The organism is Mycobacterium sp. 1274756.6 (assembly GCF_001668625.1).
GTDB lineage: Bacteria > Actinomycetota > Actinomycetes > Mycobacteriales > Mycobacteriaceae > Mycobacterium.
In genome coordinates this window covers 25,234-51,537 of sequence record NZ_LZLJ01000088.1, presented here as the reverse complement: position 1 = coordinate 51,537, position 26,304 = coordinate 25,234, and the positions used below count along the sequence as shown (strand labels likewise).

Here is a 26,304-nt window from a genome sequence, read left to right as displayed (position 1 = left end):
ACAATGCCGCAGAAGGCGTCCGTCGCCATCGTCGGATCGGGCAACATCAGCACCGATCTGCTCTACAAGCTGCTGCGGTCGGAGTGGCTGGAGCCGCGCTGGATGGTCGGTATCGACCCGAACAGCGAGGGGCTCGCCCGGGCCCGCAAACTCGGTCTGGAGACCACCCACGAGGGGGTGGACTGGCTGCTGGCCCAGGACGAGAAACCCGACCTGGTGTTCGAGGCAACCAGCGCCTACGTGCACCGCGACGCCGCGCCCCGCTACCAGGAGGCCGGCATCCGGGCCATCGACCTCACCCCGGCCGCGGTCGGACCCGCGGTCATCCCGCCGGCCAACCTGCACGAGCACCTCGATGCCCCCAACATCAACATGATCACCTGCGGCGGGCAGGCGACCATCCCGATCGTCTACGCGGTCTCGCGGGTGGTGAAGGTGCCCTACGCCGAGATCGTGGCCAGCGTGTCCAGCGTCTCGGCCGGTCCGGGCACCCGGGCCAACATCGACGAGTTCACCAAGACCACCTCGCGCGGCGTGGAGACCATCGGCGGAGCCGACCGCGGCAAGGCGATCATCATCTTGAACCCGGCCGACCCGCCGATGATCATGCGCGACACCATCTTCTGCGCCATCCCCGAGGACGCCGACCGCGACGCCATCACTCAGTCGATCCACGACGTGGTGTCCTACGTGCAGACCTACGTGCCCGGCTACCGGCTGCTCAACGAGCCGCAGTTTGACGAACCGTCGCTCAACTCCGGCGGGCAGGCGCTGGTCACCACGTTCGTCGAGGTGGAGGGCGCCGGGGACTACCTGCCGCCCTACGCCGGGAACCTGGACATCATGACCGCCGCGGCCACCAAGGTCGGCGAGGAGATCGCCAAGGAGATGGCGAGCGTGGCAGGAGGCAGCAAATGACCGAGCACATCTTCGACATCCGCATCACCGACACGTCGCTGCGGGACGGCTCGCACCACAAGCGCCACCAGTTCGACAAGGACGAGGTGCGTGCGATCGTCTCGGCGCTCGACGCCGCCGGCGTGCCGGTCATCGAGGTCACCCACGGGGACGGGCTCGGCGGGTCCAGCTTCAACTACGGCTTCTCCAAGGTGCCCGACCAGGAACTGATCACCCTGGCCGCCGAAACCGTGCGCGACGCGCGGATCGCGTTTTTGATGCTGCCGGGCGTGGGCACCGTCGAGGACATCAAACAGGCCCAGGCCAACGGCGGGTCGATCTGCCGGATCGCCACCCACTGCACCGAGGCCGACGTGTCGGTGCAGCACTTCGGCAAGGCCCGCGAGATGGGGCTGGAGACCGTCGGCTTCCTGATGATGGCCCACACCCTGCCGCCGGAGAAGCTGGCCGCGCAGGCGCGGATCATGGCCGACGCCGGCTGCCAGTGCGTCTACGTCGTCGACTCGGCCGGTGCGCTGGTGCTCAAGGATGTCCGCGACCGGGTGGAGGCGCTGGTCGCCGAGCTCGGCGACGACGCCCAGGTCGGTTTCCACGGCCACGAGAACCTCGGCCTGGGGGTGGCCAACTCGGTGGAGGCGGTCTACGCCGGCGCCAAGCAGATCGACGGGTCGGTGCGCCGGTTCGGCGCCGGGGCCGGTAACGCCCCGGTCGAGGCGCTCATCGGGGTGTTCGACAAGATCGGCGTCAAGACCGGCATCGACTTCTTCGACATCGCCGACGCCGCCGAGGACGTGGTGCGCCCGGCCATGCCCGCCGAGTGCGTGTTGGACCGCAACGCGCTGATCATGGGCTACTCCGGGGTGTACTCCAGCTTCCTCAAACACGCGGTGCGGCAGGGCGAGCGCTACGGGGTGCCCGCTCACGAACTGCTGCACCGGGCCGGGCAGCGCAAGCTGATCGGCGGCCAGGAGGACCAGCTCATCGACATCGCGCTGGAGATCCAGCGGGAGCAGGCGGGCCAGCAGGGCTGATCCGCGTCGCGCGGGGCGCCGGTGTCCGGGAGTACGTTGGAGCCGGTGGCCCACCGACGCGAAGGGAGCACCCCGATGACTGCACCTGCCGGCGGCTTACGACCCCGATGGCGCGCCGCGATCGTTCTGGTCGGAATCGCCGCGGCGCTGGTGATCGGGTCGCCGGTGGCCGTCGCCGACCCGCAGCAGTGCGACACCGCGGTGGGACAGTCCATCGACGCCTATCTGCAGCGGCATCCCGACGTCAAGCAGGAGTTGACCGACAAGGGCCGGGCGGAGTCGCCCGGGGATCCCGACCCGGTGCTCGGCTACCTCAACCGGCACCCGCACGTGCGGCAGGCGCTGATCACGCTGTCCCAGCAGTGCGCCTGACCCGCGGGCGCGCCGCCCCGCGAGACCGGAAATTTTCAGGGTTCGCTCAGCGAAACCGCGCTTAGGCTCGTTCCACACCGTTGCGGCAGCCCGACGACCGCGACCCGACGGAAGGACGCCCCATGATTCTCAGCGCTGAACTGCGCCGCGTGTTCGCCGGCGCGGTGGTGGCCGCGCCCCTTTTGCTAGCGGTGCCGGTCGCCCACGCCGCCCCGGCCGATCCGTGCAACCCGACCGTGGTGCGCACGGTGGCCGACGGGATCAACGGCTATCTGGCCCGCCACCCCGACGTCAACCAGGCGCTGATCGACATCAACAACGAGCCGCCCGGTCAGGTCAGCGACGGCTACCACAGCTACTTCGACGCCCACCCGGATGTGGCCGCCGAACTCCGGGCGCTGCGGACCCCGCTGCACGACCTACAGTGCGTCAACACCGCGCTGCCGCCACAGGTGGTCAACGCGCTCAAGGCGCTGTGAGCGCCCCGCTCAGTTGAACGGGCTGCGCAGCAGGTAGCGGCTGGTCGGCACGGTGTCGATGTTGGTGTCGGCGCCGAAGCGGGTGATGCTGGCCAGCATGCGGCCCAGCCGGTCCTGCAGGTCCGCGTCGTCGCGGGCGCCGTACCAGGCCAGCGGGTCGGTGGCGGCGGCCGCGGGGAACAGTTCCTCGACGATCGCGTCGACGGCGGGCGCGTCGGCGGTCAGGGCCCGCACCACGGTGTTCTGGGTGTAGCCGAAGGTGGCCTGGGTGGCCAGCGCCACCGGGGTGTGCTCGACCTGCCAGCGGTGCAGCCAGGTCGGCCGGTCCAGGTCGGCGGGCCGGCGCAGCAGTGCCACATTGGCCAGCCCCGGAGTGCGTTGTCCGCCGCCGGGATCCGGCGGCGGCAGCGGTGTCGACTCGGTCACCAGGTACGCCGCCACCGCATCGGCCGTACCGGCCAGACTCTGCAGGACCGCCTGCACCTGCGCGCCGTAGCACTGCCGGGTCCACAGGGTCACCACCGCGGTCACCGGCGGATTCAGCGTCGTCAGTTGCAGGGCGGTGTCGGCCACCGCCGCGTCGCGCACATTGACCGTCAGGCCGGGCGGATCCAGGTCCAGCAGTTCGGTGGCGACTGGGCCGCGCAGCCGCTCGCACCACTCTTCGTCGGCACCGTTGCGGCGCAACAGGATCACAACTTTTTCCATCCGTGAGCCTCTTTCAGTCGAACCCCGGCTTGTGCCCGCCGAGCCGGCCGGTGAGGACATCGGCGGTGGCGGTGAGCCGCCGCGCCCGTTTGGTGATCTCGGTGTCGGTGAGCGCGGCGCCGATCTGCAGGGACAGCACCATCGCCTGGCGCTGGTGGTGGTCGTAGACCGGGGCGGCGATCACGCTGATGTCGTGGCGGCCCCGGCCGGGGTGTTCGTCGCGCAGGTACACCCGCTCGCCGATGTCGGCGACCAGTTCGGGCAGCAGCGCCGCCAGCTCGTCGGGCAGGCTGGCCGACATCCCGGCCATCAGCCCGTAGAGGCGCCGCCCGGCCGGGGTGAGGCGCTCGACGAGGTAACCGGCGCTGCGGCACTGCGCGATCACCCGGTCCAGCCGGTCGGTGTCGGTGGTCAGCGGCACCGTCGGCTCGCGGGCCAACCAGTCGCGCAGCGCCTCGTCGTCCCAGAGCACGAACATCAGCCCGACCGGCGGGGCGAACGGGTAACTCTGTCCCACCGGGACCGGCGGGGTGACCCCCGGCGGGGACACCAGTTCCAGCAGGGTGATGCGGTCGTCGATGACGGCGGCGAGTGCGGCGGTCGTGTCGAACGCGGCGGACAGGTCGCGAAGCTCCGCCCGCGCGGCAGGGCTCACCCGCATCGACTCCTGGGCGGCGTGCCCGAGTGTGATCAGGGCCGGGCCGAGCCGGTAGCTCTTGTCGTCGGGGTCGCGCACCAGCAGGCCGGCGTCGGTCAGGGTGGTCGCGATGCCCAGGCAGGTGGGTTTGCTCAGCCCGGTTCGACGGGCCAGCTCCGAGAGCCCGAACCGCTGCTCGGGGTGGCGGGACAGGAAGTCGAGCATCGCCACCACTCGCGCCGCCGGTGGCGACGAGCGGCCCGACGAAGAGGTCATGTCAATAAGGTACCAATGCGGCTCACAAATGAACCGAAAAGTTGACGCGTCCGCCGGGCCGCTTTAGGCTCCGAGAAGATTATCTACCGCTGCGGTGCAATAATGAACCGCAGTGCGGCGCGACGCTGGAGGTGCGGTGATGTTCTCCCAACCGTTGACCGAGGCGATCGCCGAGGCCGAACGCCTGGTCGTGCAGGCGCCGCACATCGAGAACGACGACGACCTGGTCGAAGGCCTGCAGTACCTCGCCCAGGGCATCGCCGCCTGCACCCACACCGTCTTCCACCACGACCGGGAGCATCCGTTCCTGCTGTCGGGCACCGGGCCGTTCACCAAGATGGGTCTGGACAACCCCGACACCCTCTACTTCGGGGCCCGGCTGCAGGGCGGGCACGAGTACGTGGTCACCGGCCGGCGCGGCACCACCACCGACCTGAGCTTCCAGTTGCTCGGCGGGGAGTACACCGACGACCACGTCCCGGTCAGTCAGGCCGCCTTCGACGACCGCGAACTCGACATCGCCGCCGACGGCAGCTTCGAGTGGCGGATCGTGCCCAACGGCCCGGGCCAGCTGGTGATCCGGGAGGTCTACAACGACTGGTCGGCGCGCCGCGGCACCCTGGCCATCGCCCGCACCGACACCGCCGGCACCGCGCCCGCCCCGCTCACCCGCGAGCTGGTCGAGAAGCGCTACCGGGTCGCCGGAGCCCAACTGGTCAACCGGATCAAGACCTGGCTGGCGTTCCCGCAGTGGTTCTATCTGAACCTCGAACCCAACACGATGGTGGCGCCGCGGCTCACCCCGGGCGGGCTGGCCACCCAGTACTCCTCGGCCGGTCACTTCGACCTGACGCCGGACCAGGCGCTGGTCATCACGGTGCCGGTCGGCGACGCCCCCTACCTGGGCTTCCAGCTGGGCAGCAGGTGGTACATCTCGCTGGACTACATCAACCACCAGACATCGCTGAACGCCACTCAGGCGCAGGTCGATCCGGACGGCAACATCCGCATCGTGGTCGCCGCGCAGAACCCCGGGATCACCAACTGGGTGGAGACGCTGGGCCGGCGCCGCGGGTTCCTGCAGTTCCGCTGGCAGCGGCTCTCCCGGGCGCTCACCGAGGCCGACGGCCCGCAGGTGCAGCTGGTCGACGTCGACGCCGTGCCCGACGCGCTGCCCTACTACGCGGACAACCGGATCTCCGAAACCGACTGGCGCGCCCGGATCGCGCTGCGCCAGCAACAGATCGCCAACCGGATGCTGGGGTGAGCAGATGAGTGGATTGCTGGACGGCAAGGTCGTGGTGATCAGCGGGGTCGGGCCCGCGCTGGGCACCACGCTGGCCCGCCGCTGCGCTCAGGACGGCGCCGATCTGGTGCTGGCGGCGCGCACCGCCGAACGCCTCGAGGAGGTCGCGGCGCTGGTGCGCGAGACCGGCAGGCGCGCCCTGGCGGTGCCGACCGACATCACCGACGACGCCGCGGTCACCGAACTGGTCTCCGCCACGCAGCAGACCTACGGGCGGGTGGATGTGTTGATCAACAACGCCTTCCGGGTCCCGTCGATGAAACCGTTGGGCCAGACCACCTTCGAACACATCCGCGATGCCATCGAGCTCAGCGTGCTCGGCACGCTGCGGCTCACCCAGGCCTTCGCTCCGGCGCTCGCCGAGGCCAACGGCTCGGTGGTCAACGTCAACTCGATGGTGATCCGGCACTCCCAGCCCAAATACGGCGCCTACAAGATGGCCAAGTCCGCGCTGCTCGCGATGTCGCAGTCGCTGGCCTCCGAACTCGGCCCCGACGGCATCCGGGTCAACTCCGTTGCGCCGGGCTACATCTGGGGCGCCACCCTGCAGGGCTACTTCGCTCACCAGGCCGGCAAGTACAACATGACCGTGGAGCAGATCTACGACGCCACCGCCGCCAACTCCGACCTGAAACGCCTGCCCACCGAGGACGAGGTCGCCTCGGCGATCCTGTTCCTGGCCAGTGACCTGGCCAGCGGTATCACCGGGCACACCCTCGACGTCAACTGTGGGGAGTACAAATCCTGATGACCGCGCGCACCGATGTCGGCACCGTCGACGACCTGCACGCCTCGGCCACCAAGCTGGTCGGCCTCGACGATTTCGGCGCCGACGACGACAACTACCGCCACGCGCTGGGCGTGCTGCTGGAGTCCTACCGCGACGAGGCCGGCCTGACCGAGTTGGGCAGCAAGATGTCCCGGTTCTTCCTGCGCGGGGCGCTGGTGGCCCGCCTGCTCTCCGAGGCCGCGTTCAAACAGCATCCGCAGTACGCCGACGTGGCCATCGAGCGGCCGATCTTCGTCACCGGCCTGCCCCGCACCGGCACCACCGCGCTGCACCGGCTGCTGGGCGCCGACCCCGGCCACCAGGGTCTGCAGATGTGGCTCGCGGAGTTTCCGCAGCCGCGCCCGCCGCGGGACACCTGGGAGGCCAACCCGGTGTTCCGGCAGTTGCAGGACGGGTTCGCCCGCCACCACGAGGAGAACCCCGGGTACACCGGGCTGCACTTCATGACCGCCGACGAGCTCGAGGAATGCTGGCAGCTGCTGCGCCAGTCGCTGCACTCGGTGTCCTACGAAACCCTGGCGCACGTGCCCGGCTACGCGTCGTGGCTGGCGCAGCAGGACTGGACCCCGTCCTACCGTCGGCACCGGCGCAACCTGCAACTGATCGGGCTCAACGACATCGGCAAGCGCTGGGTGCTGAAGAACCCCAGCCACCTGTTCGCCCTGGACGCGCTGTTCGAGGTCTACCCCGACGCGTTGGTGATCCAGTGCCACCGGCCGGCCGAGACGATCATGGCCTCGATGTGCTCGCTGGCCCAGCACACCACCGCGGGCTGGTCGCACCGGTTCGTCGGCGAGCAGATCGGCCACGACGCGCTGGAGACCTGGTCGCGTGGCCTGGAGCGGTTCAACACCGTACGGGCCGGGCAGAACCCGAAGCAGTTCTACGACGTCGACTACTTCGACTTCATCGCCGACCCGATCGGCACGGTGCAGACCATCTACCGGCACTTCGACCTGACGTTGACCGACGAGGCGCTGGCGGCGATGCGCGAACATCACGACGCGAGTAAGCGGGGTCCGCGCGCCCCGAAACACAGTTACGCGCTGGCCGACTACGGGCTCACCGCCGAGCAGGTGCGGGAGCGTTTCGCCGGGCTGTGAGCCGTCGGCGACGGTGCGCTCAGTCCGCCGCGCGGGTTTCCAACACCCCTTCGGCCACCGCGTGGTTGATGCTGTCATGCAGCCGGGGGCAGGCCGGCACCCGGCTGGGGTCGCCGCCGTCGGCGCGCACCTCGGCGAAATAGGCGCACTGCTCGCTGGCCGCGGTGTTCCACTGCACCGCGGTGTAGCCGGTGTCGTACTTTTTGACCGCGACCGTGGTGTGGCAGAACCGGCAGGCGACTTCGGTCAGGCCCGCGTTGAGGTAGCGCTCCCGGTCCCGGCGGCTGGCCTCGGCGACCGCGGCGGCGCGTTGCGGGTCGTTGGCGAAACTCGGTGCCTTGGCCCAGGTTCCGGCGCCCGGCCCGCTGTCGCCGTGCTCGTGGTCGTCGTCGTCGTGCGCGCCGTAGAGGAGCAGCATGGACTGCGCCACCTGCTCGACGCTGGGCCGTCGGCCCTCGCTGCTCATGCGCGTAACCTCACGAGCCCTGCTCGGCCTTTTCCTTCTGCTCGGCCTGCGCCTCGATGTTGGCGTCGATCTCGGCCTGCCAGTTGCGGTTCGCCGCGGTGGGGTCGATCTCGATCTCGAACCGGTCGGTCATCTCCGGGGTGACATCGGCGGCGTCGACGTAGAACTGCGAGTACCACCGGCGCAGCTGGTAGACCGCCCCGTCCTCCTCGACCAGCAGCGGGTTGTCGATGCGGGTCTTGTGCTTCCAGATCTCGACGTCCTGCAGGAAGCCCTTGGAGACGCCTTCGGTCATGGCGTCGGCCAGCTTGTCGGTGGTCTTCTCATCCAGCCCCTTGGGCTTCTGCACGATCACGCCCCACTGCAGCACGAACTTGTCCTGGCTGATGGGGTAGTGGCAGTTGATCAGGATCGACTCGGCCTTGAACTCGCCGTAGCTGTTGTGCAGCCAGTTGATCATGAACGACGGACCGAAGTAGGACGCCTCGGAGTCCAGCTTGGTGTCGCCGTAGGCGGTGCCCATGTCGGTGATGTCGGCGCGGCCGACGTTGTGCAGGTACTGCGAGGCGATGTGGCCCTCGAAGACGTTCTTGAAGTACGTGGGCATCCCGTAGTGGATGTAGAAGAAGTGCGCGAAGTCGGTGACGTTGTCGATGATGTCGCGGCAGTTGGAGTTGATCTCCATCGAGTTCCACCGCCAGTCGGTCCACTCGTCGCTGGTGGCCTCCGGGATCTCCGGGATCCGCACCTCCGGCTGCGGCGGGTTGTTCTCGTGGTCGTGCCAGACGAACAGCAGGCCGCCGCGCTCATCGGTCGGCCAGGACCGGGTGCGCGCCGCCTTGGGGGTGCGCTTGGAGTACGGCACCAGCTTGCAGCGGCCGTCCCCGCCCCAGCGCCAGTCGTGGAACGGGCAGGCCACCTCGTCGCCCTTGATGGTGCCCTGGGTCAGGTCGCCGCCCATGTGCCGGCAGTAGCCGTCGAGGATGTGCAGGTCGCCCTGGGTGTCGGCGAAGACCACCAGTTTGCGGCCGAAGGCGTGCAGGGCATGCGGCTTGCCGTCCCGGAACGTGTCGGCCACCCCCACGCAGTGCCATCCTCGGGCGTACCGGTCCGGCAGCGTCCCGGTGTCGATCTCGCGGACCTCGCTCATTTCGCCTGCTACCTCCACTCGCTGGTTACTAGAACACGTTACTGTTTTGTCCGGGTGTTGTGCAATATGTCCCGGTCAACCCCGGTGCGCACGACACTGCGATATATCTGGCTGCATGCCGTTGTTCTCCTTCGAGGGTAAAAGCCCGAATGTCGCCGCCGACGCGTTCGTCGCCCCGACCGCGACCCTGATCGGCGACGTCACGATCGAGGCCGGCGCCTCGGTGTGGTTCAACGCCGTGCTGCGCGGCGACGACGCCCCCATCCACGTGCGCGCCGGCGCCAACGTGCAGGACGGCGCGGTGCTGCACGGCGCACCCGGCGCAGCGGTGGAGATCGGGCCCGATGCGACGGTGGCGCATCTGTGCCTGATCCACGGAGCACGGGTCGGGGCGCAGGCCTTGATCGGGAACCAGGCCACCGTGCTCGACGGCGCGGTGATCGGGGCGGGCAGCCTCGTCGCCGCCGGCGCGCTGGTGCTGGCCGGCACCCAGATTCCCGACAGCGTGCTGGCCGTCGGCGCCCCGGCGAAGGTCAAGGGCCCGCTGGCCGGCACCGGCGCCGAACTGTGGGTGAAAGCCAACCCGGAGCACTACCGCGACCTGGCGGCCCGGTACCGGACGGAGCTGGGGGAGGGGTAGCCCGGTTTTGCTGGTGTGCTCGCACCCGTGCGATATCGTAGATATCAGGAGGTCGCCATGGCGGACATCTTGATCAGGGGGCTGTCGGAAGCCGCGGTGGCACAGATCGACGCGGCCGCGGCGGCCAGTGGATTATCGCGGCAGGAGTATCTGCGCCGCCGGTTCGAAGCGGAGCGCCGGCATGGGCGGGATGACAAGGTCACCCGCGAAGATCTGCAGCGCGCTGCGGCGGCGGCAGCCGATCTCGATGACCCGAACGTGATGGACGCTGCGTGGCGGTGACTGTCTGGCTTGTCGACAAGTCGGCCTACACCCGTCTCGCGTCGTCACCTGAGGCCGATGCGTGGATGGAGCGCATCGACCGTGGCCTGCTCCGGCTGAGCACGGTCACCCGACTGGAGATCGGTTACTCATTTCGCACGGCGGCGCAGGCGCACGCGGAGGCCACCTCGCCGCCGCTGTCGTTGATGCCGATCGAGTACCTCACGCCGGCGGCCGAGGACCGCGCCGTCGAGATTCAACTCCTACTGGCCGACCGTGGCCAGCACCGAGGACCGGGTATCCCCGATTTGCTGGTGGCGGCCACCGCTGAACTGGCCGGTCTGACCGTTCTGCACGTCGACAAGGACTTCGAGACGATCGCCGCGCTCACCGGTCAACGGGTCGAACGGTTGACCTGAATACCGGTGGTGCTCATTATTTCCTCAACTGCAGACAATCCTGGCTGGTACCAACTGTCTTAGGGGCGCGCCATGCCGCGAAACAGGCGATTCTGGATACCGTCCACGACCGTGCAGGTCGGGCGGGGGCGCTCGCCCAACAGATCGCCGAGCGTTCGGCCGAGCTGAACCAGCGCCCGGCGTGATGATCTCCCCACCCGCGACGAAATTCTGCTCGCCGCCGAGTGCGCCTGTGGCGTCCGGCCGTTGGTGCGCGACCCGGGCCTGTTCGAGTCGTGTTTGATGCGCCCCGCCGCCGCCCGGCCGCCGGAGTTCACTCAGGGCTGAGCGCCTAGTCCTGCCAGCCGGAATGGATGAACGTCTCGGCGAACCGCTTCATGGCGTCCTGCTTGTCGGTCAGCGCCGCGCCGAAGCCGTGGCCGTAGAGCAGCCAGGGCACCACGATGTTGTCGGTGACCCCGGCCGCGGCCAGCTCGCGGTGCCCGTCGACGTCGAACTTGTCCACGCAGACGGCCTGGAACTCGAACGGCCCGTCGGCGCGGCCGTACTCGGTGCGTAGTTCGTTGATCCGGGTGATGGTCTCGGCCAGCTGCGCGCACGTCATCATCGCCGAAGTCCAGCCGTCGCCGACCCGGGCGGCCCGCTTCAGCGCGGGCTCGGTGTGCCCGCCGACGTAGAACGGCACCGGCTCGGTGGGCGCCGGGCTCATCTGCAGCCGGTCGAAGTCGAAGAACTCGCCGTGGTGTTCGACCATGCCGCCGGCCAGCACCTTCTTGATGACCTCGATCATCTCGTCCACGCGGGCGCCGCGGCGGGCATAGGGCACCCCGCACCACTCGAACTCCTCCGGCGCCCAACCGATCCCGACGCCCAGCGCGAACCGGTTGCCGGTCAGGTTCGCCACCGAGCCGACCTGCCGGGCCAGCAGCAGCGGGTTGCGTGAGCCCAGTTTGAGCACGTTGGTGTAGAACCGCAGCGTCGAGGTGACCGCCCCCATGGCGCCGGTGGCGATCAGCGGGTCCACCCACGGGGTGTTCTCGTCCCACATCCGCGACCCGTCGGGGGTGTAGGGGTAGTCCGCGGCCGCCTTCTCCATGTAGAACAGCGAGTCCGGCAGCGCGATCGCGTCGAACCCGACCTCCTCGGCGGTGCGCGCCAGCTCGGTCAGCTGATCGATCGGGCCCATCGCGATGCTGCAGGTGTACTTCACGGCCTCAGCTCCCCGGCTTCTCGGATCCCACGACCCACATCGAGTAATACTGCGAACCGCCACCATAGGCATGCCCCAACGCCTTTCGGGCATCAGGCACCTGGTGGTCACCGCCCTTGCCCATCACCTGGATGGCGGCCTCGGCGAAGCGGATCATCCCCGACGCCCCGATCGGGTTGCTCGACAGCACCCCGCCGGAGGGGTTGACCGGCAACCGCCCGCCGATCGCGGTCTCCCCGGCGTCGGTGAGCTTCCAACCCTCGCCCTCGGCGGCGAAGCCGAGGTTCTCCAGCCACATCGGCTCGAACCAGGAGAACGGCACGTAGATCTCGGCGGCGTCGATCTCGGTGAGCGGGTCGGTGATCCCGGCGTCGCGCCACAGCGCCGCGGCCGCCTCGCGGCCGGCCTGCGGGCTGACCTGGTCGCGGCCGGCGTAGGCCAGCGGCTCGGTGCGCAACGCGGTCGCGTGAATCCAGGCCACCGGCTCCCCGGCGGCCACCCGGGCCTGGGCCGCGGACTCGTCGCCGATCACCACGGCGCACGCCCCGTCGGAGGACGGGCAGGTCTCGTCGTAGCGGATCGGGTCCCACAGCATCTGCGAGGCCATCACCTTCTCCACGGTGATGTCGGGCTGATGCAGGTGCGCCAGCGGGTTCTTGGTCCCGTTGAGCCGGTCCTTGACCACCACCTTCGCCCCGATGTGCTCCGGAGCACCGGAGCGGCGGATGTAGGCGCGCACGTGCGGGGCGAAGTAGCCGCCGGCCCCGGCCCCGACCGGCTTGGTGAACGGCACCGGGATCGACAGTCCCCACATGGCGTTGGATTCCGACTGCTTCTCCCAGGCCATCGCCAGCACCCGCCGGTACTTGCCGGACTCGACCAGGCTGGCCGCGACGATCGCCGTGGACCCGCCCACGGACCCGGCGGTGTGCACCCGGATCAGCGGCTTGCCGGTCGCGCCCACGGCATCAGCCATGAACAGCTCCGGCATCATCGAGCCTTCGAAGAAGTCCGGCGCCTTGCCGACCACCACCGCGTCGATGTCGGCGAAGCTCGACCCGGAGTCGGCCAGCGCCCGGTCGATGGCCTCGCGCACCAGGCCGTTCATCGACACGTCGTGGCGCGCCTTGGTGTATTTGGTCTGTCCGGTGCCCAGCACCGCGGCCAGTTGTTTGCCCATGGCTCTAGCGCCCTTCCATCACGGCGACGAGGTTCTGTTGCAGCGCGGGCCCGCTGGTGGCGTGGGCCAGCACCCGCGACGCGTCCCCGGCGAAGATGTGCCGGGCGGCGAAGCCGATGCGCTCCAGCCCGGCGGAGAACATCGGGTTGGCGGTCAGCGCACCCCCGGACGGGTTGATCGTCGCCGAGGCGGGCAGCCCGATCGCCTCGGTGAGGATCAGCTGCTGGTGGGAGAACGGGGCGTGCAACTCGGCCACCTCGATGGAGCCGGGGTCGCCGCCGCTGGCGGTGGCCGCCGACGCCGCGGTGGACGGCGAGGTGGTCAGGTCCCGCGCGCCGAGCACCGGGGTCTCGATGCGGTGCTCGAACCCGGTGATCCAGGCCGGACGCTCGCGCAGCTCGCGGGCCCTGTCCCCGGCGGCCAGCACGATCGCCGACGCGCCGTCGGTGATCGGGGCGATGTCGTGGCGGCGCAGCGGGTCGGCGTAGAACGGCCGGTCCAGCAGCTGTTCGATGGTGTCGGCGGCCTCCACCGAGTCCACTCGCTCGGCGCGGGCGAACGCGTCCAGGGCCACCTGCGCCATCTGCTCGGCGGTGAACACCCCGGCGTCGAGCCCGGCGCGGGCCTGCAGCCCGGCCAGCGAGATCGAGTCCGGCCATAGCGGCGCGACCGTGTAGGGGTCGGTCTGCAGCGCCAGCACCCGGCGCAGCACCCCGGCCGAGGACTTGCCGAACCCGTAGACCAGCGCGGTGTCGACCTGGCCGGTCAGGATCTTGATGTAGGCCTCATACAGCGCCCAGGCCGCGTCCATCTCCACGTGCGACTCGTTGATCGGCGGCACCGCGCCGATCGAGTCGATCGCCGAGATGAACGAGAACGCCCTCCCGGCAAGGTAATCCGACGATCCCGAGCACCAGAAGTCGATGTCGGCCTTGGTGATGCCCAGGTCGTCGTAGAGCTCGGCGAAACACGGCAACAGCTGTTCGACGCCGTTGGTGGTGCCGTCGGTGCGGCGGACATGCGGGGCGTGGGCGAAGCCCACCACCGCGACATCGCGGGTACTCATTGGCAGCTTCCCCTCAGAGGTGATGTTTGTAGGTGTCGTAGTCGGCGTCGGGTTCACCCGTCGGCCGGAAGTATTCGATGTTCTCCATGCCGTAGGTCCACTGCTCGCGCGGCAGCCACACCGCCTGCACCCGCATCCCCATCCGCACCTCGTGGGCGTCGACGTCGGCGAGCAGGGTCAGAAACGGAATGTCGGCGCCGTCGAGCAGCACGTAGGCGGCCACATAGGGCGGCTTGATGCTCTGCCCGGCGAACGGGATGTTGATGATCGCGAACGTGGTGACGGTGCCGGTGTCGGCGACCTCCACCAGCTCGGTGGCGCGCCGCCCGGTGGCCGGATCGGCTTCCCGCGCCGGGAAATACACCTTGCCGGTGGCCCCGTCGCGTGAGCCCAGCAGCGTGCCCTCCTTCAGCGCGCGCAGGTACTCGCTCTCGATGGGGGAGGCGGTGTGGTCGATCTGCAGCGCGATCGGGGTGATCACCATGGCGACCGGGTCGGCTTCGCTCGGCGGGCCCTCCGGTTCCGCCTCGTCACCGAGCGCGAAGTAGGCGATGTCGGTGATGGCGCCGACCGGATTGTCGACCCAGTGGGCGTGCACCCGCGCGCCGGTCGCGATCTGCTCCGGGCTGCCGGCGTCCACCGCGTGCAGCAGCGGGGTGTCGGCGCCGTCGAGGCGGATCAGCGCCCAGGCGAACGGGCGGTCCAGCGGCTGGCCCTCGACCGGGTGGGCCTGCCAGGTCCAGGACACCACGGTCCCGACCGAGGCCACCGGTACGATCTCGGTCAGCGGTTCGTAGCTGACCGGGTCGTATTCGGCGACGGGGACCAACACCCGACCGTCGGAACCGCGCACCCCGACGATGCGGCGCTCGCGCAGTGCGGTGAAGAACGCCCCCAGGGCGGGCCCCACTGAACGGGTGTAGTCGAATGACAGTTTCAGCGGCGCAGAAAGAGGCGGCTCATGCGGATCGATCTGCACCGGGCGGCTATGGCTCGCAGTCACGGCATCGAGTAGAACAGGTTCTAACAACGGTGGCAAGCAACGGTCGGAAGGCGGTCTGATGAAGCTGGGTCTGCAACTGGGGTACTGGGGCGCCCAACCCCCCGACAACACCGCCGAACTCGTCGCCGCCGCCGAGCAGGCCGGCTTCGACACCGTGTTCACCGCCGAGGCGTGGGGGTCGGACGCCTACACCCCGCTGGCCTGGTGGGGGGCGGCCACCACCCGGATGCGGCTGGGCACCTCGGTGGTGCAGCTGTCGGCGCGCACCCCGACCGCGTGTGCGATGGCGTCGCTGACCCTCGATCACCTCTCCGGCGGCCGCCACATCCTGGGCCTGGGCGTGTCCGGCCCGCAGGTGGTGGAGGGCTGGTACGGGCAGCGCTTCCCCAAGCCGTTGGCCCGCACCCGCGAGTACATCGACATCCTGCGGCAGGTCTGGGCGCGCGAGGCGCCGGTGAGCAGCCCCGGACCGCACTACCCGCTGCCGCTGACCGGGGAGGGCACCACCGGGTTGGGCAAGACCCTCAAACCGATCACCCACCCGCTGCGCGCCGACATCCCGATCATGCTGGGGGCTGAGGGCCCGAAGAACATCGCGCTGGCCGCCGAGATCGCCGACGGCTGGCTGCCGATCTTCTACACCCCGCGGCTGGCCGACATGTACAACGAGTGGCTCGACGAGGGCTTCGCCCGCCCCGGCGCGCGCCGCACCCGCGAGGACTTCGAGATCTGCGCGACCGCGCAGGTCGTCATCACCGACGACCGGGCGGCCGCCTTCGCCGGGATCAAGCCCTACCTGGCGCTCTACATGGGCGGGATGGGCGCCGAGGACACCAACTTCCACGCCGACGTCTACCGCCGGATGGGCTACGCGGAGGTGGTCGACGAGGTCACCGCGCTGTTCCGCAGCAACCGCAAGGACCAGGCCGCCGACGTCATCCCCGACGAGTTGGTCGACGACGCGGTGATCGTCGGCGACATCGACTATGTGCGGGAGCAGATCAAGGTGTGGGAGGCCGCCGGGGTGACCATGATGGTGGTGACCGCGCGCAGCACCGAACAGGTTCGGGAACTGGCCACCCTCATCTAGATTTGGAGCCATGAGCTCCGCCACCCCGTCGACCTACCAGATCGCCGACACGCTGCTGACCATGCCGGTGCGGATCCGCCGCGCCGACACCCACGTCGCCGTCTTCTCGGTGCCCGCGCCGAACGCCCAGCGGCTCATCGACTACAGCGGGTTGGACGTCTGCCAGTACCTGCCCGGTCGGGCGCTGGTGATGCTGATGCTGGTCCGCTACCACGACGGCGACCTCGGCCAGTACCACGAGTTCGGCACCGCGATGATGGTCAACCCGCCCGGGCGCACCGGCCGCGGGCCGCTCGCGCTGCGCTCGGCCGCCGCGTTCATCCACCACCTGCCGGTCAACCAGAGCTTCACCCTGGAGGCGGGCCGGAAGATCTGGGGCTTCCCGAAGATCATGGCCGACTTCACCGTCCGGGAGCGCCCGAAGTTCGACTTCGAGGTCCGCGAGGACGGCCGGCTGATCGCCGGCATCGAATTCGGGGCGGGCATGCCGATCCCGTCGCGGCTGACCAACCGCTCGCAGGTGCTGACCACCTACAGTCACGCCGACGGCATCACCCGCGAAATCCCCTGGGAGATGCGCAATTCCGGGATGCGGTTCCGGATGGGCGGGGCCCGGCTGCGACTCGGCGACCACCCGTACGCCGTGGAGCTGACCGCACTGGGTTTGCCGAAACGCGCCCTGGCCAGTCAATCGTCTGCCAATGTCGAGATGACGTTCGGCGATGCCCATGAAGTGAAGCCCATGAAGTGACGCCCAGGTGACCCGCGGCAGAAAGGTCCGGTAAGCGATGACCACCACCGTGCCCGACATCGACCTGACCGACGGCACGGGGTATGCGGACGGATCGGTGCGCGCGGCCTACAGCTGGATGCGCGCCAACCAGCCGGTGTTCCGGGACCGCAAGGGCTTGGCGGCGGCGTCGACCTACCAGGCGGTGATCGAGGCCGAACGCACCCCGGAGGTGTTCTCCAACGCCGGCGGGATCCGGCCGGGCATCCCGGCGCTGCCGCACATGATCGACATGGACGACCCCGAGCACCTGATGCGCCGCAAGCTGGTCAACGCCGGGTTCACCCGCAAACAGGTGCACGCCAAACGGCCGCCGATCGCCGAACTGTGCGACACCCTCATCGACGCCGTCTGCGAACGCGGCGAGTGCGACTTCGTCCGCGACATCGCCGCGCCGCTGCCGATGGCGGTGATCGGCGACATGCTCGGGGTGGCGCCGCAGGACCGCGGCACGCTGCTGAAATGGTCCGACGACCTGGTGTGCGCGCTGTCCTCGACGGTGGAGGAGGCCGACTGGCAGGCCTCGATCGACGCCAACCTCGCCTACACCGAGTTCTCCATGAAGACGATCGCCGAGCGGCGGGCCAACCCCACCGACGACCTGACCAGCGTGCTGGTGCACGCCGAGGTCGACGGGGACCGGCTCACCGACGAGCAGATCGTCTCCGAGACCCTGCTGATCCTCATCGGCGGCGACGAGACCACCCGCCACACCCTGTCCGGCGGCGTCGAGGCGCTGCTGCGCAACCGCGAGCAGTGGGAGCGGCTGCGCGATGATCTGGAGCTGTTGCCGTCGGCCATCGAGGAGATGCTGCGCTGGACCACCCCGGTGAAGAACATGGCCCGCACCCTCACCCGCGACATCGAGTACCACGGCACCCAGCTGCACGAGGGCGAGAAGATCCTGCTGCTGTTCGAGTCCGCCAACTTCGACGAGACCGTCTTCGACGACCCGGAGCGCTTCGACATCACCCGCGACCCCAACAGTCATCTCGCGTTCGGGTTCGGCACCCACTTCTGCCTGGGCAACCAGCTGGCCCGGCTGGAGCTGGCGATGATGACCCGGCGGGTGCTGCAGCGCCTGCCCGACCTGCGGCTGGCCTCCGACGACCCGTTACCGCTGCGCCGGGCCAACTTCGTCGTCGGCCCCGAGGCCATGCCGGTGGTGTTCACCCCCACCGCTCCGGTGCTGCGTTAGCCGGTCTCGGCCGCTCCCAGGCGCCCGCTCCCGGGGTCCACCCCTCACGCCGAGCGTGCACGGGCTGCGAAAAAATCGCGAGAATTTCGCAGTGCGTGCACGTTGGGTGCGGGTTGTCCGGTCTGACGCTCCCACGCCCGGGCCACCCGAGCGACGATCCCGCCCTCACAGTCCTCGACCGTCACCCGCACGTCGACCCAGCCCAACTCGGTGAGGGCCTCCTGGCGGCGGATGTCGCGGTTGAACCGGTTGCTGCTGAGCCGGTGATGCTCACCCTCGTAGTCGACCCCCACCCGGATCTCCTCCCACCCCACGTCGACGACGGCCACGAGCTGCCCGTAGCGGTCGTAGACGGGAATCTGGGTCTGTGGTCGGGGGAAACCGGCCCGGATCAACAGCAGGCGCAGCCAACTCTCGCGTGGTGATTCGGCACCCGCGTCGACCAGCCCGAGGGAAACCCGAGCGCGCCGGATCCCGCGCCGCCCGGGGTGGCGCTCGGCGAGGAGTGCGGCGTGGGCGGGGACGAGCTTCGTCGCGTTGGCCAGCGCATCGATCTGCGCGACGGCCGTTTCGGTGGGGAGGCGGCAGGCCAAATCCAGTGCGGTCCGTTCCGCGGTGGTCACGGGAATCCCTGCCACGGTCTGCACCTCGTCGTCGCCGAGGTGGTCCGACCAGGTGACGACACCGGGAGGTGGGCGCCGGTAGTCGTACAGCAGCACCGCCGGAGCGTGGTCGTCCACCCACCGGGCGCCGTGGAGCGTCGCCGCCGAACTCCCGGCGACCACGCCGCGGCGTCGCGACCACAACCAGGCAGCTTTGGCGCGCAGCGCTGCGTTCACCTGGACCCCGCGCGGCAGGTACACATCGGGATGGACGGCGACGAACCGGCTCCGCAGTTGATAGGGCGTCAGTCTCCCCGCTGCGAGGGCCTCACTGCCGATGAAGGGTTGCGCCATGGCCGGAGTCTGCCGTCCGGCACCGACAACGGCCCGCCCCGCACCGACAATGGCCCGGACTCCGCCCGGACTTCGCCCCGCCGGGTCACCCAGCGTGCACAGGCTGCGAAAAAATCGCGAAAAGCTCGCAGGGAGTGCACGTTCGGCGTGATGGGGGCACGGCGCGGGGAGCGGGGACGCGGAACGGGAGAGGAAGGGCGCTCAGCCGCGGAACGACTCGGTGATCGCCGCGGTGGGCGAGCGCCACGTCATCCCCAGGTCGGCAAGCGTGGAAGTGTCGTCGGTGGGAGTCCCCTCGGTGAGCAGCCACGCCGCCTCGTAGGTGAGGCCGGCGCCGAGCGGGAGGAAGGCTCCCACCGCGTCGGCGGCTCGCCCGACCGCCCGGAAGGCCGACGGCGGGAGCGGGAACCGGCGGATCGGCTTCCCCAGCCCCGCCTGCACCGCCGTGATCATCTCGTCGAAGCTCACCATCACCCCGCCGCAGACGTAGCGGTGCGGACCACGACCCGGGGCCATCACCCGGGTGTGCACCTCGGCGACGTCGCGCACGTCGACCATCTGCATGCCGCCGCGCATCCGCGGCGCCACCCCGAACCGCACGATCGGCTCCCAACCCTGCTCGGTGACCCCGGGCGCGGTGAAAAACGCCGGGCCGACCACGCTCGACGGGTAGGTGATGACGACCGGGGCGCCCTCGCCCTGCAACTCCCGGGCCACCCGCTCGGCGTAGGCCTTGGTGCGGGCGTAGGCGCTGCGGCCGGGCACGACGGGCGAGTCCGGGCCGATCACCCCGTCCGGCGGCGGGAACATGGTGCTGTAGCTGCTCACCGAGACGATCGGGTCCAGGCCTTCCTCGGCCGCGCAGGTCAGGATCATCTCCCCGGCGTGGGCGTTGACCTCCCACATCAGCTTCTCGCGCCGGTTGTCGGTGCCGACGATCCCGGCGCCGTGCAGCACCGCATCCGCCCCGTCGAGCAGTTCGGCGACGGTGTCCTTGGTGCGGATGTCGCCGTCGAGGGTGGTCAGCTCGCCCAGCTCGCGCAGCCGGGGGATGACCGGTTCGTCGGCGCAGCCCGGCGCCACCAGCAACCGCACCGCATGGCCGGCCTCCAGCAGGGCGCGCACGGTGTGCGCCCCGATGTAGCCGGTCCCGCCGGTGACCGCGATCAGCATCAGCGGTTCTTGAACTGCGGGGCGCGCTTCTCGGCGAAGGCCCGCGGGCCCTCCTTGGCGTCCTCGCTCAAGAACACCTCGATGCCGATCTTGGTGTCGAGCTGGAACGCCTCGTTCTCCGGCATGCCCTCGGTCTCGCGGATCGTGCGCAGCAGCGCCCGCACCGCCAGCGGGCCGTTGGTGTTGATCGCCTCGGCGATCTGAAGCGCCTTGGTCAGCGCGTCGCCGTCGGGCACGACGTAGCCGATCAGGCCCATCTCGCGGGCCTCGGTCGCGGTGATGTGCCGGCCGGTGAGCAGCAGGTCGGCGGCCAGGGTGTAGGGGATCTGGCGGACCAGGCGCACCGCGGAGCCGCCCATCGGGTACAGGCTCCAGCGGGCCTCGGAGATGCCGAACTTGGCGCTCTCGCCGGCCACCCGGATGTCGGTGCCCTGCAGGATCTCGGTCCCGCCGGCGATCGCCGGGCCCTCGACGGCGGCGATCAGCGGCTTGGTCAGCCGCCGGCCCTTGAGCAGCGCGTCGATGCGCGACGGGTCGTAGCTGCCGTCCTTGAACGAGTCGCCCGGCGGTTTCTTGGTGGCGGTCTTGAGGTCCATGCCGGCGCAGAAGTAGCCGCCGGCGCCGGTGAGGATGCAGCTGCGGATGTCGTCGTCGGCGTCGACCCGGTCCCAGGCCTCGACCATGATCGAGAGCATCTCGGACGACAGGGCGTTGCGGGCTTCGGGGCGGTTCAGCGTGACGATCAGGGTGTGTCCACGCTGCTCGACCAGCGCATGTGGCTGTTGTGCCGCCTCGCCCACGGTGCCGCCTTCCTGTGCCGTTCGGGGTCAAACTTGAAAGGAAATGTAACACGTTCTAGTTTGTGTGTCGTGGCTCTCAACATTGCCGATCTGGCCGAACACACCATCGACGCCGTCCCCGACCGGGTCGCTTTGATCTGCGGTGACGAGCAGCTGACCTACGCGCAGCTGGAGGAGAAGGCCAACCGGCTGGCCCACTACCTGATCGACCGGGGCGTCAAGAAGGACGACAAGGTCGGGCTGTACTGCCGCAACCGCATCGAGATCGTGGTCGCCATGCTCGGCATCGTCAAGGCCGGCGCGATCCTGGTCAACGTCAACTTCCGCTACGTCGAAGGCGAACTGCGCTACCTGTTCGACAACTCCGACATGGTCGCGCTGGTGCACGAGCGCCAGTACGCCGACCGGGTCGCCAACGTGCTGCCCGAGACCCCGAACGTCAAAACCGTGCTGGTCGTCGAGGACGGCTCCGACGCCGACTACCAGCGCTACGGCGGGGTCGAGTTCGAGGCCGCCCTCGCCGAGGGCTCCCCGGAGCGCGACTTCGGTGAGCGCAGCGAAGACGACATCTACCTGCTCTACACCGGCGGCACCACCGGGTTCCCCAAGGGCGTGATGTGGCGCCACGAGGACATCTACCGGGTGCTGTTCGGCGGCACCGACTTCGCCACCGGCGAGCCGGTCGCCGACGAATACGACCTGTCCAAGGCCGCCGCCGCCAACCCGCCGATGATCCGCTACCCGATCCCGCCGATGATCCACGGCGCCACCCAGTCGGCCACCTGGATGTCGCTGTTCTCCGGGCAGACCGTGGTGCTGGCACCGGAGTTCGACCCCGACGCGGTGTGGCGGGCCATCCACGACCACAAGGTCAACCTGCTGTTCTTCACCGGCGACGCGATGGGCCGCCCGCTGCTGGACGCGCTGCTGGCCGCCCGGGAGCGCGGCGAGGACTACGACCTGTCCTCGCTGTTCCTGCTGGCCTCCACCGCCGCGCTGTTCTCGCCCAGCATCAAGGAGAAGCTGCTGGAGTTGCTGCCCAACCGGATCATCACCGACTCCATCGGGTCCAGCGAGACCGGCTTCGGCGGCACCAGCATCGTCGCCAAGGGCCAAGAGCACACCGGCGGCCCGCGGGTCACCATCGACAAGAACACCGTGGTGCTCGACGACGACGGCAACGAGGTGCAGCCCGGGTCGGGGGTGCGCGGCATCATCGCCAAGCGCGGCCACATCCCGGTCGGCTACTACAAGGACGAGAAGAAGACCGCCGAGACCTTCCGCACCATCAACGGCGTGCGCTACGCCATCCCAGGCGACTACGCGCAGGTCGAGGCCGACGGCACGGTGACGATGCTGGGCCGCGGCTCGGTGTCGATCAACTCCGGCGGCGAGAAGATCTACCCCGAGGAGGTCGAGGCGGCGCTCAAGGGCCACCCCGACGTGTTCGACGCCCTCGTGGTCGGGGTGCCCGACCCGCGCTACGGCCAGCACGTGGCCGCGGTGGTGCAGGCCCGTCCCGGCGCCCGGCCCACCCTGGCCGACCTGGACACCTTCGTCCGCTCCGAGATCGCCGGGTACAAGGTGCCGCGCAGCCTCTGGTACGTCGACGAGGTGAAGCGCTCCCCGGCCGGCAAGCCGGACTACCGCTGGGCCAAGGAGCAGACCGAGGCCCGCCCCGCCGACGAAGTCCACGCCAAACACGCCGCGGCCGGTAGCTGATGCGCACCGAACTGTGCGACAAGTTCGGGGTCGACTACCCGATCTTCGTCTTCACGCCCTCGGAGAAGGTGGCCGCCGCGGTCAGCCGGGCCGGCGGGCTCGGGGTGCTGGGCTGCGTCCGGTTCAACGAGCCCGACGAACTCGAGTCGGTGCTGACCTGGATGGACGAGAACACCGACGGGCGGCCCTACGGGGTCGACGTGGTGATGCCGGCGAAGGTGCCCACCGAGGGCAGCGCGGTCGACATCGACAAACTCATCCCGGCCGCGCACCGCGAGTTCGTCGACAAGACGCTGACCGACCTCGGGGTGCCGCCGCTGTCCGGGGAGGCCGGGTCCTCCGCCGGGGTGCTGGGCTGGCTGCACTCGGTGGCCCGCTCCCACGTCGAGGTCGCGCTGCGGCACCGGATCGCGCTGATCGCCAACGCGTTGGGCTCCCCGCCGACCGACGTCATCGAGCAGGCGCACGCGGCCGGGGTGCCGGTCGCCGCGCTGGCCGGGCACGCCGACCACGCCCGCCGACACGTCGACAACGGGGTGGACATCGTGGTCGCCCAGGGGCATGAGGCCGGCGGGCACACCGGCGAGATCGGCTCGGTGGTGCTGTGGCCGGAGATCGTCGACGCGGTGGGCGACCGGGCCCCGGTGCTCGCCGCGGGCGGCATCGGGTCCGGACGACAGATCGCGGCCGCCCTGGCGCTGGGCGCCTCCGGGGTCTGGATGGGCTCGGCGTTTCTGACCGCCGCCGAATACGACCTGGGGGCGCGCGGCTCGTCCGGTGCCTCGGTGATCCAGCAGGCGCTGCTGGCCGCCACCTCCAGCGACACGGTGCGCCGGCGCATCTACTCCGGCAAGCCGGCCCGGCTGCTCAAGAGCCGCTGGACCGACGCCTGGGACGCCCCCGAGGCGCCCGACCCGCTGCCGATGCCGCTGCAGAACATCCTGGTCGGCGAGGCCCACCAGCGGATGAGCGAGTCCAGCGACCCCACCGCGGTCGCGATGCCGGTCGGCCAGATCGTCGGGCGGATGAACGAGATCCGGCCGGCCGCCGACATCATCGCCGACCTGGTCGCCGGTTTCGAGGCCGCGACCCGGCGCCTGGACGACATCCGGGACGGCTGAGCGGGTTTAGGCTGAGCACGCGATGACCATCGACGTGTGGATGCAGCACCCGACCCGCCGGTTCCTCGCCGACGACATGCTGGCGTCGTTGCGCCGCTGGACCGGCGACGCGATCCCCGACGCCGAGGTCCCGCTCGAATCCACGGTCGCGGCGATGGACGCGGGCAACGTCGAGCGCGGCCTGCTCAGCGCGTGGTGGGGGCCGCGCGGCGAGCTGGTCGCCAACGACGAGGTCGCCGGCTGGGTCGCCCGGTACCCGACCCGCTTCGCCGGGATCGCCAGCGTGGACCTGGACCGGCCGATGGTCGCGGTGCGCGAACTGCGCCGCCGGGTGCGCGACGACGGGTTCGTCGGGCTACGGGTGGTGCCGTGGCTGTGGAACGCGCCGCCCACCGACCGGCGCTACTACCCACTGTTCGCCGAGTGCGTGCAGCTGGGGGTGCCGTTCTGCACCCAGGTCGGCCACACCGGCCCGCTGCGGCCCTCGGAGACCGGCCGCCCGATCCCCTACATCGACCAGGTGGCGCTGGACTTCCCCGAGCTGGTGATCGTCTGCGGGCACGTCGGCTATCCGTGGACCGAGGAGATGGTCGCGGTGGCCCGCAAGCACCCCAACGTCTACATCGACACCTCGGCCTACACCACCCGCCGGCTGCCCGAGGAGCTGGTCAGGTTCATGAAGACCGGCACCGGGCGGCGCAAGGTGCTCTTCGGCACCAACTACCCGATGATCAGCCACCAGCGGGCACTCGCCGGTCTCGACGAGCTGGGCCTCACCGCCGACGCGCGGGCCGACTACCTGCGCGGCAACGCCGCCCGGGTCTTCGGGTTCTAGCGACCGGGCAGCTTCTGCACGACCCGGATCATCGGGGTGAACGCCTTCTGCCAGAAGGTCGGCGAAATCCCCAGCGGCGGGTCGAGGTTGAGCACCCGCGCGGTGGAGATGGTCTGCGGCTCGGTGTATTTGAGCAGCCCGTCCGGTCCGTGGCGACGGCCCACCCCGGACGCCTTCATGCCGCCCATCGGCGCGGCGGTGGAGCCGAACGTCAGCGCGTACCCCTCGTCGACGTTGACCGTGCCGGCGTTGATCCGCGCGGCGATCGCCTCGCCGTCGGCCTTGCTCGCCGCCCAGACGCTGGCGTTGAGGCCGTACTCGGTGTCGTTGGCCTTCTCGATCGCCTCCTCGACGCTGTCGACGGGGTAGATCGCCACCACCGGGCCGAACGTCTCGTTGCGCCCGCACTCCATCTCGTCGTTGACATCGGCGAGCACGGTCGGTTCGAAGAACAGCGGGCCCAGGTCGGGACGCGGGTTGCCACCGGCGAGGACGGTGGCGCCCTTGACCTTGGCGTCGTCGACGTGCCCGGAGACGGTCTTGAGCTGATCCTCGGAGATCAGGCTGCCCATGTCGGTGGAGAAGTCGTAGCCCGGACCCAGTTTCATCGCCCGCACCTGCTCGGTGAACTTGGCGGTGAACTCCTCGACGATGGGCTTCTCGACGTAGATCCGTTCGACCGAGATGCACAGCTGCCCGGCGTTGGAGAAGCAGGCCCGGGTCGCGGCCTTGGCGACCTCGGAGAGGTTGGCGCCCTCGGTGACGATCATCGGGTTCTTCCCGCCGAGTTCGGCGGAGAAGCCGATCAGTCGCCGGCCGCACTGCTCGGCCAGGGTGCGTCCGGTGGCGCTGGACCCGGTGAACATCAGGTAGTCGCAGTTCTCCACGATGGCGGTGCCCACCACCGAGCCGGGCCCGGGCACCACCGCGAACACCTCACGCGGCAGGCCGGCCTGGTACAGCAGTTCGGCGTTGGCCAGCGTGCAGTAGGGGGTTTGGCTGTCGGGTTTGACCACCACGGCGTTGCCGGCGAGCAGTGCCGGGATCGCGTCGGAGATCGACAGCGTCATCGGGTAGTTCCACGGCGAGATGACTCCGACCACGCCCTTGGGCTGGTGGTGGACGACGGTCTTGACCACGCCGGGCAGCAGGCCCTGCACCCGGGTGGGTTTGAGCAGCTTGGGGGCGTGCCGCGCGTAGTACCGCGCGTTGAGCATCATGTCGACGATCTCTTCCTGCGCGGCGGCCCGGGACTTGCCGGTCTCGGCCTGGGCCACGTCCATCAGGAAGTCCCGGTTGGCGATCAGCAGGTCGCGGTAGCGCTCCATGATCGCCGCGCGGTCCTTGACCGGCCGCTTCACCCACTTGGCTTGGGCGGCACGGGCTTTGGCGAAGGCCGCGGTCACGTCCTCGGCGGTGCCGACCGGGATCGTGGTCAGCTCTTTACCGGTGAAGACCTCGTTGATGGTGCGGGACTGGCGGGCGTCGACGTCATCGATGGCGACGAGGCGGCGCAGCCGGTCGAACTCGGCGGCCGAGGGAGCGGGCATGGCGGATCACTCCTCCTCAGAGGTGGTTGGGCATTCCTTCAAACTTCGGTGCCT

28 protein-coding genes are annotated in these 26,304 nt (G+C 69.8%); 16 read left to right on the top strand and 12 right to left on the bottom strand.

Features of this window, described 5'->3' with window-relative positions:
- Window positions 1-3 precede the first annotated feature (3 nt).
- The 4 genes from A5643_RS13665 (at window position 4) to A5643_RS13650 (ending at window position 2,800) form a co-directional block, all read left to right on the top strand.
- Window positions 4-918 carry an acetaldehyde dehydrogenase (acetylating) gene (locus A5643_RS13665; RefSeq protein WP_066856478.1) on the top strand — a complete coding sequence of 305 codons (915 nt, stop codon included), beginning with the start codon at window positions 4-6 and terminating at the stop codon, window positions 916-918.
- Window positions 915-1,949 (top strand): 4-hydroxy-2-oxovalerate aldolase, encoded by a 1,035-nt coding sequence (dmpG, locus tag A5643_RS13660; protein WP_066856476.1) that lies wholly within the window; start codon window positions 915-917, stop codon window positions 1,947-1,949. Before A5643_RS13665 ends, dmpG begins: the two co-directional genes overlap by 4 nt.
- A gap of 75 nt (window positions 1,950-2,024) precedes the next feature.
- Window positions 2,025-2,321 carry a heme-binding protein gene (locus A5643_RS13655; protein WP_066856469.1) on the top strand — a complete coding sequence of 99 codons (297 nt, stop codon included), beginning with the start codon at window positions 2,025-2,027 and terminating at the stop codon, window positions 2,319-2,321.
- 122 nt (window positions 2,322-2,443) lie between these two features.
- Complete coding sequence (locus tag A5643_RS13650; protein WP_066856466.1) at window positions 2,444-2,800, top strand: hemophore-related protein; 357 nt, start codon at window positions 2,444-2,446, stop codon at window positions 2,798-2,800.
- A 9-nt stretch (window positions 2,801-2,809) separates the two neighbouring features.
- Here A5643_RS13650 and A5643_RS13645 read toward each other — a convergent pair whose 3' ends face one another.
- Together A5643_RS13645 and A5643_RS13640 are read right to left on the bottom strand one after the other, a co-directional pair.
- A complete protein-coding gene (locus A5643_RS13645; RefSeq protein ID WP_066856463.1) occupies window positions 2,810-3,508 on the bottom strand; it encodes an EthD domain-containing protein in 699 nt (232 codons plus the stop codon).
- 13 nt (window positions 3,509-3,521) lie between these two features.
- On the bottom strand, window positions 3,522-4,421 hold the full coding sequence (locus A5643_RS13640; protein WP_066856460.1) for an IclR family transcriptional regulator: 900 nt from the start codon (window positions 4,419-4,421) through the stop codon (window positions 3,522-3,524).
- A 139-nt stretch (window positions 4,422-4,560) separates the two neighbouring features.
- Between A5643_RS13640 and A5643_RS13635 the strand changes: the two genes are divergently transcribed.
- From A5643_RS13635 to A5643_RS13625, 3 genes are read left to right on the top strand one after another with little or no spacing between them, the layout of a single operon-like run.
- Window positions 4,561-5,688 (top strand): hypothetical protein, encoded by a 1,128-nt coding sequence (locus A5643_RS13635; protein ID WP_066856457.1) that lies wholly within the window; start codon window positions 4,561-4,563, stop codon window positions 5,686-5,688.
- Between the two features lie 4 nt (window positions 5,689-5,692).
- Window positions 5,693-6,475 (top strand): SDR family oxidoreductase, encoded by a 783-nt coding sequence (locus A5643_RS13630; protein ID WP_066856454.1) that lies wholly within the window; start codon window positions 5,693-5,695, stop codon window positions 6,473-6,475.
- On the top strand, window positions 6,475-7,620 hold the full coding sequence (locus tag A5643_RS13625; protein WP_066856451.1) for a sulfotransferase family protein: 1,146 nt from the start codon (window positions 6,475-6,477) through the stop codon (window positions 7,618-7,620). Before A5643_RS13630 ends, A5643_RS13625 begins: the two co-directional genes overlap by 1 nt.
- 19 nt (window positions 7,621-7,639) lie before the next feature.
- Here the strand turns inward: A5643_RS13625 and A5643_RS13620 are convergent, their stop codons facing one another.
- The gene (locus A5643_RS13620) at window positions 7,640-8,086 is read right to left on the bottom strand and encodes a hypothetical protein (RefSeq protein ID WP_066856448.1); all 447 of its coding nucleotides are present in this window, start codon (window positions 8,084-8,086) and stop codon (window positions 7,640-7,642) included.
- A gap of 10 nt (window positions 8,087-8,096) precedes the next feature.
- Window positions 8,097-9,236, bottom strand: coding sequence for a 3-ketosteroid-9-alpha-monooxygenase, oxygenase component (locus tag A5643_RS13615; RefSeq protein ID WP_066856445.1), 1,140 nt, complete (start codon window positions 9,234-9,236; stop codon window positions 8,097-8,099).
- Between the two features lie 115 nt (window positions 9,237-9,351).
- On the opposite strand from A5643_RS13615, the gene A5643_RS13610 reads away from it, so the two are divergent.
- From A5643_RS13610 to A5643_RS13600, 3 genes are read left to right on the top strand one after another with little or no spacing between them, the layout of a single operon-like run.
- The gene (locus A5643_RS13610; protein WP_066856442.1) at window positions 9,352-9,876 is read left to right on the top strand and encodes a gamma carbonic anhydrase family protein; all 525 of its coding nucleotides are present in this window, start codon (window positions 9,352-9,354) and stop codon (window positions 9,874-9,876) included.
- Between the two features lie 57 nt (window positions 9,877-9,933).
- Window positions 9,934-10,158: a type II toxin-antitoxin system VapB family antitoxin gene (vapB, locus tag A5643_RS13605; protein ID WP_066856439.1), complete on the top strand. Its 225-nt coding sequence runs from the start codon at window positions 9,934-9,936 to the stop codon at window positions 10,156-10,158.
- Entirely contained in the window at window positions 10,149-10,556 is a 408-nt protein-coding gene (locus A5643_RS13600; RefSeq protein WP_066856436.1) for a PIN domain nuclease, read from the top strand. Before vapB ends, A5643_RS13600 begins: the two co-directional genes overlap by 10 nt.
- A 331-nt stretch (window positions 10,557-10,887) precedes the next feature.
- Here A5643_RS13600 and A5643_RS13595 read toward each other — a convergent pair whose 3' ends face one another.
- From A5643_RS13595 to A5643_RS13580, 4 genes are read right to left on the bottom strand one after another with little or no spacing between them, the layout of a single operon-like run.
- Window positions 10,888-11,766, bottom strand: a complete 879-nt coding sequence (locus A5643_RS13595) for a TIGR03619 family F420-dependent LLM class oxidoreductase (protein WP_066856433.1) — start codon at window positions 11,764-11,766, stop codon at window positions 10,888-10,890.
- Between the two features lie 4 nt (window positions 11,767-11,770).
- Window positions 11,771-12,946 (bottom strand): thiolase family protein, encoded by a 1,176-nt coding sequence (locus tag A5643_RS13590; protein ID WP_066856429.1) that lies wholly within the window; start codon window positions 12,944-12,946, stop codon window positions 11,771-11,773.
- Between the two features lie 4 nt (window positions 12,947-12,950).
- On the bottom strand, window positions 12,951-14,012 hold the full coding sequence (locus A5643_RS13585; RefSeq protein WP_066856426.1) for a thiolase family protein: 1,062 nt from the start codon (window positions 14,010-14,012) through the stop codon (window positions 12,951-12,953).
- Between the two features lie 13 nt (window positions 14,013-14,025).
- The gene (locus A5643_RS13580) at window positions 14,026-15,015 is read right to left on the bottom strand and encodes a Zn-ribbon domain-containing OB-fold protein (protein WP_066856423.1); all 990 of its coding nucleotides are present in this window, start codon (window positions 15,013-15,015) and stop codon (window positions 14,026-14,028) included.
- A gap of 58 nt (window positions 15,016-15,073) precedes the next feature.
- Here A5643_RS13580 and A5643_RS13575 point away from each other — a divergent pair, with 58 nt between their 5' ends.
- The 3 genes from A5643_RS13575 to A5643_RS13565 are packed head-to-tail and all read left to right on the top strand — an operon-like array spanning window position 15,074 to window position 18,093.
- Window positions 15,074-16,105: an LLM class F420-dependent oxidoreductase gene (locus tag A5643_RS13575; RefSeq protein ID WP_066856420.1), complete on the top strand. Its 1,032-nt coding sequence runs from the start codon at window positions 15,074-15,076 to the stop codon at window positions 16,103-16,105.
- 10 nt (window positions 16,106-16,115) lie between these two features.
- Window positions 16,116-16,856, top strand: a complete 741-nt coding sequence (locus A5643_RS13570; protein WP_066856417.1) for an acetoacetate decarboxylase family protein — start codon at window positions 16,116-16,118, stop codon at window positions 16,854-16,856.
- 37 nt (window positions 16,857-16,893) lie between these two features.
- Window positions 16,894-18,093: a cytochrome P450 gene (locus tag A5643_RS13565; protein WP_066856413.1), complete on the top strand. Its 1,200-nt coding sequence runs from the start codon at window positions 16,894-16,896 to the stop codon at window positions 18,091-18,093.
- 44 nt (window positions 18,094-18,137) lie between these two features.
- Here the strand turns inward: A5643_RS13565 and A5643_RS13560 are convergent, their stop codons facing one another.
- The 3 genes from A5643_RS13560 to A5643_RS13550 form a co-directional block, all read right to left on the bottom strand.
- Window positions 18,138-19,049 carry a type IV toxin-antitoxin system AbiEi family antitoxin gene (locus A5643_RS13560; RefSeq protein WP_066856410.1) on the bottom strand — a complete coding sequence of 304 codons (912 nt, stop codon included), beginning with the start codon at window positions 19,047-19,049 and terminating at the stop codon, window positions 18,138-18,140.
- A gap of 201 nt (window positions 19,050-19,250) precedes the next feature.
- A complete protein-coding gene (locus A5643_RS13555) occupies window positions 19,251-20,222 on the bottom strand; it encodes an NAD-dependent epimerase/dehydratase family protein (protein ID WP_066856407.1) in 972 nt (323 codons plus the stop codon).
- Entirely contained in the window at window positions 20,222-21,022 is an 801-nt protein-coding gene (locus A5643_RS13550; protein WP_066856404.1) for a crotonase/enoyl-CoA hydratase family protein, read from the bottom strand. The genes A5643_RS13555 and A5643_RS13550 overlap by 1 nt, the downstream gene beginning before the upstream one ends.
- Before the next feature lie 69 nt (window positions 21,023-21,091).
- On the opposite strand from A5643_RS13550, the gene A5643_RS13545 reads away from it, so the two are divergent.
- Genes A5643_RS13545 through A5643_RS13535 form a run of 3 tightly spaced genes read left to right on the top strand, consistent with a single transcriptional unit; the run spans window position 21,092 to window position 24,700 of the window.
- Entirely contained in the window at window positions 21,092-22,744 is a 1,653-nt protein-coding gene (locus A5643_RS13545; RefSeq protein ID WP_066856401.1) for an acyl-CoA synthetase, read from the top strand.
- Entirely contained in the window at window positions 22,744-23,865 is a 1,122-nt protein-coding gene (locus A5643_RS13540; protein WP_066856398.1) for an NAD(P)H-dependent flavin oxidoreductase, read from the top strand. Before A5643_RS13545 ends, A5643_RS13540 begins: the two co-directional genes overlap by 1 nt.
- Before the next feature lie 22 nt (window positions 23,866-23,887).
- Window positions 23,888-24,700 carry an amidohydrolase family protein gene (locus tag A5643_RS13535; RefSeq protein WP_066856395.1) on the top strand — a complete coding sequence of 271 codons (813 nt, stop codon included), beginning with the start codon at window positions 23,888-23,890 and terminating at the stop codon, window positions 24,698-24,700.
- On the opposite strand, the gene A5643_RS13530 is transcribed toward A5643_RS13535, so the two are convergent.
- Window positions 24,697-26,250 carry a succinic semialdehyde dehydrogenase gene (locus A5643_RS13530; protein ID WP_066856392.1) on the bottom strand — a complete coding sequence of 518 codons (1,554 nt, stop codon included), beginning with the start codon at window positions 26,248-26,250 and terminating at the stop codon, window positions 24,697-24,699. The genes A5643_RS13535 and A5643_RS13530 overlap by 4 nt on opposite strands.
- Window positions 26,251-26,304 lie beyond the last annotated feature (54 nt).